The sequence below is a fragment of the Flavobacterium chungangensis genome, from assembly GCF_042654045.1.
GTDB classification, from domain to species: domain Bacteria; phylum Bacteroidota; class Bacteroidia; order Flavobacteriales; family Flavobacteriaceae; genus Flavobacterium; species Flavobacterium chungangensis.
In genome coordinates this window covers 214947-228229 of record NZ_JBHSFY010000005.1, presented here as the reverse complement: position 1 = coordinate 228229, position 13283 = coordinate 214947, and the positions used below count along the sequence as shown (strand labels likewise).

The window sequence follows — 13283 nt, the reverse complement described above, 5'->3', positions numbered from 1 at the left end:
CTATATATAATTGTTTTTTTCTGAAATGATTTTTTTAGAATTTAGCATTTGTGTTTATCTGATTATCTAAGTTTTGACGATCTGTCATTTCTGAGCTTACCACGTAAGCTTTAATAGTATTTTGACGTGTTGCATTAGCATTGTTTATAGAATCGGCTAATTGCGTCTGTGGTGTATTTTGATATTCCACTTTGGGTGCAGCTGCAGCAATTGTAGTTCCGCCTGCACTTGCAGATCCGCCACCGCTTTCACCTCCTGCACCACCGCCTGAAAGTGTCTGTTTAGCCTTGGCAACATTTTTTGCAACCATTGTAATTGAACCTATTAATGAAGCAGCAGTAACAACAGGGCCAACAACAGCAGCAGCCGGTCCAGCTACTTTAGCACTTTCTTCACCTGCTTTTAAAGCCATCGGAATTGCAGTACTTATAGCGGAAGCAGAATCTGCTGCCAATTGAGCCAAAACAAGACCCTTTTGTATATTTCGGGCAGCTTTCGATTTGGCAATACCCGCAGTTTCAAGCGCACTCATAAAATCCTGGCTTTTTTGAGCTAGTCCACTTACAGCTTCATATTTTCTTTTGGTAAAATCAATTTCAGTATCTGCCTTTTCTTTTTCAATAACTTCTGCCTGATTTTTGTAATGCGTACTCATGTTATTTAACTGTTCTTCGGTAGCACCTGCCGCTTTTAATTTCGCTTCATCCGCAATTCTTTGTGCATCCAATTTTGCCAATGCTGCATTTTTTAATTGGTTCAGTTCTTCCAAATTTTTCGCTTCATCAAATTTTTTGGTAAAATCATAGCTGTCCATCATCTGCTTTATTAAATCTTCATTAGCTTTTTTTAACGCATCAGCTTTTTCCTTTTCGGCTTTTATCCTGTCATCATCTAGTTTTTGGTATTTTAAATTGATGTCATTTTTATCATTTAAATATTTTATATCAATTTCATTGGTGTCTTTTCCGTATTTCTCAAATAGTGCTTTCTGCTCGTCGTATTTTGATTTAAGAATTGACAGTTCCTGTTCTTTTTCAGTTTGCAACATTAGTTTATTAGCAATGGAAGCTTCTTCATTTGCTTTTCTGATAGCTTCTAAATCAGCTTTTCTTTTTGCTTTCAATTCATTTGCATTCTTTTCACTTTCTTTTTTTGCATCATCCTTTGCCTTATTCGCTGCCGCTGTATTTTCCTTTGTAATGGCAACTTCATTATCACGTCGAATCTGCGCACGTTCCTTATAACTTTTATCCAGATTTTGATTTTGTTCTTGAAATTCTTTCCAAGTGGCTTGTGTCAATTTTTCCTGTGCTTCAATCACTTCATCTGATGCATCCGCAGCTTTTAAAGTAGCTAATGTGTTTCTTTCTCTTAAAAAAGTGTCACGTGCGATGGTTGCCGATTTCTTGTTTAAAGCTATTTCTTCATTTATATGTCGAATTGCAAGCTGTCTTAATGCTTCTGAAGATGCACCTGCGGCTTCACGCATTTTATATTGATGATCGTTGTGAATCTGTAAAGCATTTTTTGCCCTCTCAGCAGCAATTGACTGATCTTGCAAAGCTTTTGTGTTTTTCTTTGCGGCTTCTGCAGCCTTTTCATTTGCTTCGGCTGAATCAATTAAATGCTTTGTAAATAAAACTATTGCTGTTACAGCTGCCGTAATTAATACAACCAAAGCAACCAAAGGATTTGCCATAATTGCCGTATTCCACAGCCATTGTGCAGCAGTTGCAACATAAGTAACTGCCGTTAATGCACCCGTTGCGATTGCATTACCAACCTTTGCAGCAGTATCTTTTATAACATTTAAAACTGCTGCCTGTCTTGAAGTAGATGAAGCCACGGTTGCGGTAGTGTTTGCGGTAGTTGAAACAGTATTTACATCTTCTGCAACAGTAAATAATTCCAACGCTTCAATGGAATCTTTAATTAACATAACGACAGGGCCAAAAACTTCACCCAAGACCCCGACAGCACCGCCATTCTCTAGAACTGCCAACGAATTGTTTTTCAGCTTTTTTGTATGGTCGTCAATTGCTGCACGTGTTCGGTCGTTTGCAGTGGTCTGCCTGTTAGTGCTGTTTGTCAATCCATCGACAGCACTATTTAAATTATTTATTTCATTTTCTGCTTGTTGAGCATTAGTGCTGATCTGTATTTCAGCCGTTTTCTTTATCATCTACAATTGGATACATTTTTCTTTTCAGTTGGCTAAATAATTCGCCAGCTGATTCAGGAAATTTATATTTCCCTTTTGCAATTTCGATTTCTTCGCTTTCACCATTGAAATCATTCAACTTCAGCATTTCATAAACTAGTTTGAACATATTTATATAATTGTGTTTACTTAATCAGATTGTTAATTTTGAGCTTTGATTTTCCAGTTAAAAGGTCAATTGATATCTCGCTTATTGAGAATATTTCATTGCCTATTATCAGCCTGTTATTTAATGATACCGTTGTAAAAATGTGTCTTGGCAGATAAGCTTCAATTTCAAATTCTCTCGCATAAGGCGATGAAACTGATATCATTAAATTTTGGTAATTATTGGTGTATAAATTTTTATCATACAAATAACCAAACATTGATTCATTGGAAAAGCATAATGAAGTTGTGTAATTAAACGCATCATCGATGTTGGAAAAAAGAGTGTAGGTATTTAAGGCAACATTAGTGGTATCATCTAAAACATATGCCGCTCTTTTATTATCTAAAATCTCAGCTTTTCCATTACAGAAAAATATTGTCGGCTTATTGGTTACAATTGAATTATCCGAGCCTGCTCCCGCACCAATTATGTAATGATTTTTAAAAGTGGTTTCGACGGTGTAATTCATGCCTTCGAGCTGTTTAAAAATCATTATTCCAAATTTGCTTTCAACTTTAAAACTGTCAATATCACCGTCAGTAAATTTTTGGGTAACAGATCCGAATTCCCTTATCGGATTTTGGTAGGATTTATAAAGCTTATTTTCGTTATATTCCGAATCTTCATGCTTAAAAACTATTTCTTTATAAGTCTTTACCCTGTTTATTTTTTTAGTCGGTGTGCAGTATTTTGTAATATCAATTTTCTTCCCATTCGCATAATAATTGGTATAAAAATCAATTACATAACTGTTATTTCCATTTGGAATAATCACAAGATTGAACATCTTAATAAGTGATGTCAAGAAATCCTGCAGTTTCAATTCAGGTAGATTTGCGGAAATTAATGCTTCATTTTTAACTATTTTTCCTGATGTTGGATTAAAAACACGTGTTCCAGGCAAACCACCACCCCCGCCTGCTTGAACCAAAATCCTGTAAGATGTTATCACAACTGTATTGCTGCCCTCAGTTTCGGCTATGAATCTGAATGATCTTTTATAGCCGATTGGTAGTGTTGGTGTGTTTTCATAGTTAATTATTAATTGAACACTTCGCCCGCCCGTCCCAAATTCAGCCGTGGAAACAATACCAAAATTTGGTTGTTCAGCAGTTAAAGTCTCATCGATTGTACCATCGGGTTTTAAAACAACTTCCTGAATTTTACCGCGGTATGGAACAGTATTATTGCTGACACCTGTAACTTCATAAGTAAGTGCTAATTTTTTATAGGTTGTAGGTTTCTTTAATGTTACGTAACCAAGATTTTTAACGGTTATGTTTGGATTTGGGTGATATTCAAACGTGTTCGCAATTACAGGCGGTGAATCAAACAAATCAACAATTACCCCACCGCTGTTGAATAAAGTTTCATTTTTATTGAGCCAGATGTATAAACGGTCTAGTAAATTTGATGCGACAAATGGCCCAGAAAAATTAACGCTAAATTTATTTTCAATTGCCTGAAAAATGGTTTTAAATTTTAAAGCGGGCCTTAATTCTGATCTTTTAAAACCGTTCGGATTTTTTACTGTTGATGAATATTTTATGGTATCATAATTTGCAATCGAACGGTTAATTGGAATCAATGGAATTTCAAGCGGTCTGTAAGCTGTCGTGTTATTTATTGAAGCAACAACGTTTATATCTTCAAAAGAGATTACATCACTTCCTACTATATTGGCAATTGGAAGATCAGATAACTGCAAATCGCCAAACTGTGTTTTTAAATTTGAAAGAGAGCCTGTAAAAGTTACTGAGTATGTTTTTGGCGAACCTGTTTCATCAGTTGAAAAAGTGATAATCTTTAAATTACCTAGAGAGAAAAAAGCACCGCCAATGTCAATGCGGGCAGGGATAGGTTCTGATGTTTTAAACTGGTTGTCGTTTTTAATATCGAACCAATATTTTAAAATGATATTATTTCTTGAAGATGCAGGAATAATGAAGTCTTTAGTAAAATTAGCGTAATTGCTGCCGATGTCCTGCAGATCTGTAACTTTCATGGTGTATGGGATTTGTTCAGTTTCAAACAAATCCAATGCATCGCCATTAATCAGCAGATTATTAATATTATTTTGGTCTTTCGCTACGTGTATTTTTACGGAATTCATTCATTATCTTATATTTTGGATAAAGTCATTGGCTTCAATGAATTTTATTGTATAATTCATTTTTGCCCGATCCTTTATTGCTGTCTTTTTCTCGAAATTATCATCTACCAAATGAATCGGGATAAAAGAATTTCTTTGATAGTCAACAAGCCAATGGCGGTCACTTGTAAAAAGCTGTTGGATAAGATTTACATTATATTCATCAAGATTATCGGTGTTGAAAGTCCATTCAATCTGACCATTCTTATTATATATTTTATTGTAAATTCCTGATGTCGAATAACTGCCTGCCGTGTTGGTTATGTTGTATTTTTCAGCAGTGTATTTTGCTTTTTTGGAAGAAACACGTGGAAAAGTGAAAGAATTTATCAGTCCATTTTTATCGAGAAACAAAACCTGCCTTGATGTATAATCTTTGGCGCATATTTTTCTGAAAATAGATGTGAATTCTCTATTTATTATTTCATCTGAATCGACAGAAGATTTCAAAACAACGTTATGATGTATAACTTCATCAGTTGATATTTTCTTTGTGTTATCAATTAGTTTTCCATCTTCCAATTTCAATTTGGGATGAACCAATTCATTAACATACCCATAGCCAAGACAGGCAAATAAATGCCCCGAATTATAAACCCGTACCAAGTCCATATTTCCGCTATCATCTAGAAAATACCCTTCAATAAAATATTCAACATTCACGAATTCGCCAAAACCGGACGGATTCAATGAAAAAAAAGTTGAATTTGGCTTTGGTTCCAGAAATGGTGTAATGTAATCTGATATTTCGATTGCGATTTTACTATTATCGGCATTTGCCTGAATTCCCGCAAGTTTAAAGGTCGAATCAACAGGTTTATCTTCAATTTTTCCGTTCCAGGCCCAAAGCTGGACATAGATGTAGTTGTAATCGGTGAAATCACCAACTATTGAAGCATAGATTGGCGAATTGGCTAATAAAATTTTATTTATGTCGATTGGAATCAATTAATTTATCTTATTTTTTGTACAAATTCATTCGATTCAATGAATTTGAAAGTATACTGCTGTTTTGCACGGTCTACAGCATCAGTTTTTGGCGAAAAGTCAGTATCCTGCAGATGCAATGGTATGAAAGTCTTATTTTCAGCATCAATCAGGAAATAGCAGTCTGAATAGAACAATTCGGTCAGCACTTCACCGCTGTACTCGTTAAGATTATCTGTATTTAGTGTATAAATCTTGTTTCCTGTCTTTGAAACGACTGAATTATGATCGGAAATATGGTAAGAATAGGGTGTTTTATTCAATCTTGGTGTTGTATTTTGGGTAAATTTCACCGATTCTGATGATGCCCTAGTGAATGAAAAAGTGTCAAAAAAGCCTGATTTATTGCGGAAAAGCACTTCTTTACCCTCATATTTTCGTGTACAGCTTAATTTAAAGTCATCTGTAAGCTGTCTTGTGAAGATTTCAGCCGTATTTCCAGATGTCAAGTCAATATACCCTGAAAAAACGTGCGTATTTGGCTTATGGTATTTGCTTTTTTGGTCAAAAAGAAGACCATCACCCACTTCATCAATGGTGAACAGGGTTGAATCTATAGAAATAAGGGTTGAATCTATAGAAATACCGCCACCATCAGCCAAAATCAAAACAGGATTGGCAAAATCCTGAAAATTGCCATAACCAAGCGAAGCCAGCATAACATCACTATTCATTTGGTCGACTATAAATTCTGAATTATGAGCAAAAAGTGTGTATTTTAAATTAATGAGTTCGCCAAAATCAGATGGTGCGTCATCAAAGTATGTTTCATTTGGCTTCGAGTCAAAAAAGTCCTGCAGATATTGGGAAATGTTTAAATAACTGACATCTGAAATCTTATCCACTTTAAAAGAATAATTTGGCATTAAAGGCGGGTCATCAAAATCGCCCTGCCACATGTAAAGAGAGATTGTAATATAATTATAGTCGATTTGCTTATCGTAAATGATAAACTGAGGTGATTTTGAAAGCAATATTTTTGTTGGCTTAACATTTGGCGTTACAGGCGGATAGTAAATATAGATTCCGCTGTAAATGGCGGGATTATCAAGTGACTGCAATTGAAAATAAGTCGTTTGTGTTAGTCCAGATATGCCGCAGTAAGGCGAAGAAACTGATGTATAATCTTCTGAAACAGAATCCAAGATTTTAATCTTAACGCCTTTTCTCACATCGCCCGATGTTGTGTAATACAGGCAGTTGCCATCAAAATTATCAATGGTTAAAACAATATCTGTGGGCGGAATCAATGTTTCTTCTTCGGTGCAGGCTTCAAATATTCCAGTTGTTGATATTATTTCTTCATAAATAATATATGTGCAGGTGAAAGGAAGATTTAATTTAAAAATGCTTCCACCCTCTGCCCTGTATGTAATTGAAGGCTGTTCCAGCGAAATACTTACGCCTTTAAATGATCTTCTGTATAGTGCCATTTTTATAATTAATTTTCATCATCGCCAAAACCATTTAGTATATTATCAGCTTGGATTTCCGCAATGTAATCTGTAAAATTTTCCATTTCCTTATCCAAAACTTCATTGAAAAATTTAATCGGCTTGATACCTCTTCTATATACCGAATTCTGAACTGCCCAAACTGAAATACCTTTTGAATTTGCCCAAGGTGCAAGCGCATCAACAGGCGGTTTCAATGCCCTAAACGAATATGGCGAACCCGTCACCACCGATCGGTTAGCTTTAAATCTTTTATCAAGTTTTCCCGATTTTGTCTTGTTGAATCCGACACCATTTACACCTTCATCTAAATAATCTTGGTAGTGTTCACCCAAAACTTCAATCGCTAAATCACCTTCAGAATCTTGAAAGATTTCCATGTCGATTGCTTCAAGCATTCTGCCTGTCCATATTCCTCTGCCCGCAGCTTTTAAACGCTGCTTGGCTTTTAATTTTACATTTCTAATTAAAAGCTCATAAGCCTGTCTTAATTCGCCATCTGTTAACATCTTGTATAGTTATTTGGAATATTCAATGTCAAATCAATCATCCACCCATCGAGAAGCTGGGTATCTTGAAAGATAATCGGCTGTGCATCTGTTACGCTTTCAAAAAAGATTTCATCCTGATTATAATCTGATCTTATAACTGATAAAGCATTGACCATAATCTGATTTGCCAAGTTTAGATTATCGATTAGATTGTCTTTATAAAACTCATCTTTGCCAAACTGGATACCCTTCTGGCGAATCTCTATAACAGCAATTTCAAATGAAAATGAGATGAAATTAAAGGTATCATCACCGCTGGAATAGCTTGTGTTTAAGGGCGTAATGTGAACAAGCGGATAAATATTATTACTTGCCAGATTTCTATCATCCAATGGGCCAAAAATGACTTCATTTACAAGTTTATCTGACTTGAATGTATCTCTAATATAATTTACAACTGATGCATAATTTGACATTTAAATATTATTATTTTTTTCTTTCTCTACCTGTAATTTATCTATAAGGTAGTTGGATGAACTTAGAAAAGATACCGCCTGCATTTCATATACTTTTGGAATATCTACCAATTGGGTAACCGACATGTGAACCAGATGCTGATAACCGTGATATCTCGATTGGAACTGCCCTTCTAGACTAAAATCATTAGCTTCTGAATTTCCTGATCTGTATATCTTTGGGTAAGCTGTGCGAGTTGATTTAACAAAGTCAAAAAAAAAGCTGCAACACCAATAAAATATGTAAATGGCAAATCCTTGAAATCAGTATGGCTTGACATATATGGCTCAATCTGATATTGGCCCTTTCTTTCAAATGTTATTGGTCGGTATAAAATTGACATCACTTCCAGCCATTTTTTATTTTCGGTGTATATATCCAAATCAATGAATTCACCTGTTTTTAAATCACGTGAGAAATTTGGAATCAGACCATACTTAATGCCTTTGTATTTAAAAGTTTTATTCAACTGAACAGATGGATTCAAAAGCGGTTTTAAATGATTTAGAATACTGTCTAGTTCACTCTGCTTTAAATGCTTAATATGGTCATATTGAATGCCTGTAAAAAGCTCAACCGTGCGGTATATTTTAAATGTATCATCAAAATTTTCGTCAGTAATTATCTGCTCATATTTAATATACTGCTGTAAAGTGATTTCTTCTGAATTTGATGGCAGGGTATATTTTAACTTCATTTATCCTTTCTCTTTTCTCTATATATTAAATTGATATTTCGAGAATAGATTTAATAAAAGTGCCTGCCTGCCCCTTTTGGGTGGGGCGGCGAAATGATCTTTAAATGGAATAAAATGTTTTATTACTTATAAAGGTAATTCAAGAATGTTCCGCGCGGAACAATTAAAGCAGGATATCTACTGCTAAATTTATTTACTCAATTAGCTAATAGATAACTATACATCAATCAATCAATCAATCAATCAATCAATCATATTTTATATTATTGAGTATATATAAGTCTTTAGTGTCGCTTTTTTTTACAAAACACCTCTTCACACCCCGCCAGCATTAGATTCACAAAATATTTCACCCCTGAATTTGTATAAAAAATCCATCTATCAAAAATCCATTTGAAAAAATAATATATAGAATACACAACAAATCATAACTATTATGATATAAGTGTAGAGGGTGCAGGGAAGTAATTAGCCCTGCTTCTGGACCTCTTTAAAATCCAGACTTAAAAATAAGCCAGAATAAAAATGAAAACCATTCAATTCAACAACAGAAAAGCGTTGTTTACCCAGCTATCCACCAAAGATTTAGACTTCATTAAAAAAGCATCATTATCTTACATTACAACAGAAAATTTGATGAGCCAACTTGAAATAGTTGATTTACCAATCAAGCGAGAAACCGCAATAAAACGAATCTTAACGTTCTTAGAATATCTAGACCAAAAAATAAAAGAAGTTGGAACTGAAATTGGAATTGATAAATCAATCTGGGTTATGTTTTTCACTTTAAATAATTACAAGCAATTTCAGGAAATACTTTCGCAATTAAATATCCTGACAACTGTAATGTACAAAAAAGGATCATACCAAGATAAAAATGGATTCACCCATATTAAAGAATGCGACTTCGCTTATGATAAAGAACTAGGGTTAAGTAAAATATTTCAAGTACATACGACCTATTTAAAGGACGAAAATTACGTGATGGTAATGTTTGACGATAAACAGAAAAAAGCAACTGTAAACGTTGATATTAGGCTAAATAAACTATCACCAAAGTTCATAAACTCTATTAAAAACGTGAAGATTGATGTTCCTGGTGCAATACAGGCTGAAATCAATGAATACCATAAGCAGAAAATATCTTTTATCCAGCTAAAACACAGAATTAGCCGAGTTTTTGCCGTTAGAAATTCCAGAAAAATAACAACAGGAAATAAAGTAAACAGGATATACCATTCATTTACAAATTTATCCAAAGTATCTAGACAGTTTTTCAACTATAAATTCTATGAAATAGATGTTGTAAACTGCCAACCGAGCCTTCTAATTGCATACCTGAACCAAAATAATCTTGGAATAGATGAAAACTATAAACGTGATTGCGAATCCGGCACATTTTATGAAAGATTCATCGACTTAATTGATGAAAAATACAGGTTTGGCGATGATATAATTGAATTCGAACAGGCAAGAAAAGAAACAAAAGTAAGCATATACAGGAACATATTTTTTGGATTCAAAAAAGCAGATAAAATCAACCAAAGATTCAAAGAGTTATACCCATTAACCTGGACCGAATTGGATAAAATAAAGAAAAGTGATGTGTCACTTGCATCTATTTTGCAGAACACAGAAGCAGAACTGTTCAACTCATTGTTTCCAAAAAAATCAAAGATGTATTTCACATTGTTTGATGCGGTATATTATACCAACAATGAAGATTCTGAAGAACTAAAAAATAAAATTGAACAATTCTTTAGTCAAAGAAACGTGAAAGTAAAAATTGATAAAAAATAAACAACGAAAATGAAACTAATTAAAAAATCAAACTGCTTCGGCTACGATTTAACAACAGGAAAAATTTACAATGTTACAAAAGGAATTGAAGTCAAAAAGATAATTGAAAATAAGGTGATAGTGATGGATAACAAGATCCTGAAAGAATTTGAAATCATTTATGATCCGCACAAACAGAAATACAAAGTGAAAAGTAAAACTGTAATTCTATGTAATGGGAATTTATATTAAATTCCAAGATGCACCGAACTTTGTATCATTGAAAATCTGTTCAGATGAAGTTGGTAAGGTAAATAATTTATATGGCTATAATTTTATTGACATGGTAGACCTGCCATCATCATATGATAGTTTGATTGTTGATTCATACGATTTTTTGGGATTGGATTTCCTTAAAAATAAGAGAATAGAAACGCTTCAACTCTACTCTTTCTTTGACCGAACAGATAAAAACTTTGAAGTGCTAAATGAATTGGATGAAGCTGGAACAGAAATTTTCTTTCACAAAGACACAGAAGAAAATAATAAATGGTTTTTGAAGATGAAAAGAATAACTACTATTAATAATATACTAGATTAAGGTAATAGTACTAGACATAGAAAAGAGAGAAATAGTAATAGAGAACCAATAAGAAAAAGTTTAAAATGTAGAAATAATAGCACTAGACATAGAAAAACTAGAAATAGAAAGAGAGATACAAAATGTAAAAGAAGTAGAAATTGTAATAAATGTGACAGTAATGTGTTTGATATTGATAGAAAATATGTAATTTTGTAACGTAAGAAAAAAAACACTGCCCACATAATGAGGACAGTGATAAAAGTTTTACTTTTTCTTACATGCCAAGACGAACTTTCTTAGTTCCTTGACAAGGGGTGGCAGCAAATATATCATCAGCGATATCACCAACATATTTTGTATTTCCATAGATAGAAATAAATATTGGGTTGTTAAACAATCCAGCTTAAAACCAAAAGGTACGAACTTTTGGTTTTTTTTTGGCCCAAATGAAATTTCATTTGCTCGTGCTACAAAGATAATTCATAGCTTTTGAATTTTCTAAAAAACTGTAAGAAATTTAAAAATCACGAAATAGACTGCAAAACGATATAGTCCAACTACACTTTCGCTACTTTTTCGACTTTTGGCCCTTCAAAAAGTTATTAACAATTCAAAGTTCAGAAGTAGAATTCCTAAATTTGATAGAATTCTAAACTTGAGCTATTATGCAGGAAAGTTACAGATCTTATAAGTGATTTGAAAAGAAATTATGACACTCACTTTAAACAAGTAGATAAATTGGTAGATGAACAGAATAAAAAAGAAGTCCTATATGTAAAAATTTTTAATGCTGACTTTGACGATGTGTTTGTCTCTCACAATAGAGAAGTAAATAAAAAAAATGACCATTTTTTAAATGCTGTAAACCCTGGAAGTCAATTAAGAAATGACTTGAAAAAAACACGCACAGACAGTTGCGACAAGTTTAAAGAAGAAGCAAATAAGAAATTAAATGCGGTATTCAATGATTTTAATGATAGAGGCAAGACACAATATTAAAATCTAATTGTACCTTTTATAAATGAGACGTTAGTAAAAATAATTAAGATTTTTTTTAAAAAGGTGTATTTTTACAATCCAAAAATAAACTTCAAAATATGTTTAAATGGTCAGAAATTGCAGAAAATGCTTCTTCGCAGGGGCATAAAGCCAACGTTGTAAAACCTCTCAGTGGAATGGCTATAATATTACTATTGGGGTCAGGTGGTTTATACTATGTCGGCAGTTATCTTTTCGCTAATATTATTGGTGGATTAGCAGTATTAATAATAATTGCATTTTTAGTTAGTTACTTTTTTTGCTTATTTAAAAATCCTGATCTGTTAAGATCAGAAAAATATAATCTAGAAAAAACAGCAATTGAAAAAATCGCATTAGTTGGTGATAGCAGAACTAGTACTTCGATTAATGCACCTGAAATGGACTATGTAACAGTTGAAACAACAATTGTTAGTAACAATGAACAAGAATAAAAAATGAACACATATATCATAATACTAGGCGAGATAACTAATAAAATTGGTGATGAAAAATTTGCAAATTTTGTCGATACTAATAATTTTGAATTTTGGCGACATACTCCTCTAAATTGGATTTTATTAACACCTAAAAACGTCAAGTTGGACACTATTAATAGGGAATTAAAAAAAGCTTATGGACAAGTTTTTATTTGCGTTTTAAAAGTAGCAATAGAGGGTTTTGCAGGTCATTATTTAGCGAAAAGAAGAGAGGACAATCCTTTTAATTGGTTTAAAGATATATATATTAAAGAAGGTTTTGTACCAAAATGGGAAAATGTCCAAGAGAATGAAATAGATTTGGATGATGACGGACAAATTGGTTTAACCTTAGAATAGATTGCCCAATGCAGAAATCTGACGAGGCGATAATGGTATAACAGTTTATTTATAAATTAATCGGTTTGATTTTAATGATTGTAAGATATTCATTGATGATATTTTCAAGATCATCCTGAATTCCCTGCCAGATTTTTTCACGCATTTTTAAAGCATCCTTTTCTTTTATTTCAAAATCTTTTACCCACCCTGCCTCAAAGACTGATTCCAAAATAAAGTTGTATAATATCTTTTTGCAATGCTCTAAATGGAAATCTAAAACATCAAATTCGTGATAAATTTCATGTGGGTAAAAGTATTGGTCTAATTCTGTTCTGCTAAACAAATCAACTCGAAAGAAATCTAAAAAAACTTTATCCGATAAACCTTTATAATCATCCATAGCATTCATTTTAA

Annotated in this window: 15 protein-coding genes; 6 read left to right on the top strand and 9 right to left on the bottom strand. The window is 33.0% G+C overall.

Annotation, left to right across the window (positions count from 1 at the left end):
• Nucleotides 1-34: 34 nt before the first annotated feature.
• The 8 genes from ACFO3N_RS10135 to ACFO3N_RS10100 form a co-directional block, all read right to left on the bottom strand.
• Nucleotides 35-2182, bottom strand: coding sequence for a hypothetical protein (locus tag ACFO3N_RS10135; protein ID WP_379797410.1), 2148 nt, complete (start codon nucleotides 2180-2182; stop codon nucleotides 35-37).
• Nucleotides 2163-2330 (bottom strand): hypothetical protein, encoded by a 168-nt coding sequence (locus ACFO3N_RS10130; protein ID WP_379797408.1) that lies wholly within the window; start codon nucleotides 2328-2330, stop codon nucleotides 2163-2165. The genes ACFO3N_RS10135 and ACFO3N_RS10130 overlap by 20 nt, the downstream gene beginning before the upstream one ends.
• Before the next feature lie 16 nt (nucleotides 2331-2346).
• Nucleotides 2347-4485 (bottom strand): hypothetical protein, encoded by a 2139-nt coding sequence (locus ACFO3N_RS10125; protein ID WP_379797406.1) that lies wholly within the window; start codon nucleotides 4483-4485, stop codon nucleotides 2347-2349.
• A 3-nt stretch (nucleotides 4486-4488) separates the two neighbouring features.
• Nucleotides 4489-5472, bottom strand: a complete 984-nt coding sequence (locus ACFO3N_RS10120) for a hypothetical protein (RefSeq protein ID WP_379797404.1) — start codon at nucleotides 5470-5472, stop codon at nucleotides 4489-4491.
• A 5-nt stretch (nucleotides 5473-5477) separates the two neighbouring features.
• Nucleotides 5478-6944: a hypothetical protein gene (locus ACFO3N_RS10115; protein ID WP_379797402.1), complete on the bottom strand. Its 1467-nt coding sequence runs from the start codon at nucleotides 6942-6944 to the stop codon at nucleotides 5478-5480.
• Nucleotides 6945-6952: 8 nt separating this feature from the next.
• Complete coding sequence (locus tag ACFO3N_RS10110; RefSeq protein WP_379797400.1) at nucleotides 6953-7474, bottom strand: hypothetical protein; 522 nt, start codon at nucleotides 7472-7474, stop codon at nucleotides 6953-6955.
• A complete protein-coding gene (locus ACFO3N_RS10105; protein ID WP_379797398.1) occupies nucleotides 7468-7932 on the bottom strand; it encodes a hypothetical protein in 465 nt (154 codons plus the stop codon). The genes ACFO3N_RS10110 and ACFO3N_RS10105 overlap by 7 nt, the downstream gene beginning before the upstream one ends.
• Before the next feature lie 173 nt (nucleotides 7933-8105).
• A complete protein-coding gene (locus ACFO3N_RS10100) occupies nucleotides 8106-8669 on the bottom strand; it encodes a hypothetical protein (RefSeq protein ID WP_379797396.1) in 564 nt (187 codons plus the stop codon).
• A 525-nt stretch (nucleotides 8670-9194) separates the two neighbouring features.
• On the opposite strand from ACFO3N_RS10100, the gene ACFO3N_RS10095 reads away from it, so the two are divergent.
• The 6 genes from ACFO3N_RS10095 (at nucleotide 9195) to ACFO3N_RS10070 (ending at nucleotide 12887) form a co-directional block, all read left to right on the top strand.
• Complete coding sequence (locus tag ACFO3N_RS10095) at nucleotides 9195-10469, top strand: hypothetical protein (protein WP_379797394.1); 1275 nt, start codon at nucleotides 9195-9197, stop codon at nucleotides 10467-10469.
• A 9-nt stretch (nucleotides 10470-10478) separates the two neighbouring features.
• The gene (locus ACFO3N_RS10090) at nucleotides 10479-10700 is read left to right on the top strand and encodes a hypothetical protein (protein ID WP_379797392.1); all 222 of its coding nucleotides are present in this window, start codon (nucleotides 10479-10481) and stop codon (nucleotides 10698-10700) included.
• Nucleotides 10684-11049 (top strand): hypothetical protein, encoded by a 366-nt coding sequence (locus ACFO3N_RS10085; protein WP_379797390.1) that lies wholly within the window; start codon nucleotides 10684-10686, stop codon nucleotides 11047-11049. Before ACFO3N_RS10090 ends, ACFO3N_RS10085 begins: the two co-directional genes overlap by 17 nt.
• Before the next feature lie 678 nt (nucleotides 11050-11727).
• Entirely contained in the window at nucleotides 11728-12030 is a 303-nt protein-coding gene (locus tag ACFO3N_RS10080) for a hypothetical protein (protein ID WP_379797388.1), read from the top strand.
• Nucleotides 12031-12128: 98 nt separating this feature from the next.
• Entirely contained in the window at nucleotides 12129-12503 is a 375-nt protein-coding gene (locus ACFO3N_RS10075; protein WP_379797386.1) for a hypothetical protein, read from the top strand.
• A gap of 3 nt (nucleotides 12504-12506) precedes the next feature.
• Nucleotides 12507-12887 carry a hypothetical protein gene (locus tag ACFO3N_RS10070; RefSeq protein ID WP_379797384.1) on the top strand — a complete coding sequence of 127 codons (381 nt, stop codon included), beginning with the start codon at nucleotides 12507-12509 and terminating at the stop codon, nucleotides 12885-12887.
• 49 nt (nucleotides 12888-12936) lie between these two features.
• On the opposite strand, the gene ACFO3N_RS10065 is transcribed toward ACFO3N_RS10070, so the two are convergent.
• Nucleotides 12937-13269, bottom strand: a complete 333-nt coding sequence (locus ACFO3N_RS10065; RefSeq protein WP_379797382.1) for a hypothetical protein — start codon at nucleotides 13267-13269, stop codon at nucleotides 12937-12939.
• Between the last annotated feature and the right edge of the window lie 14 nt (nucleotides 13270-13283).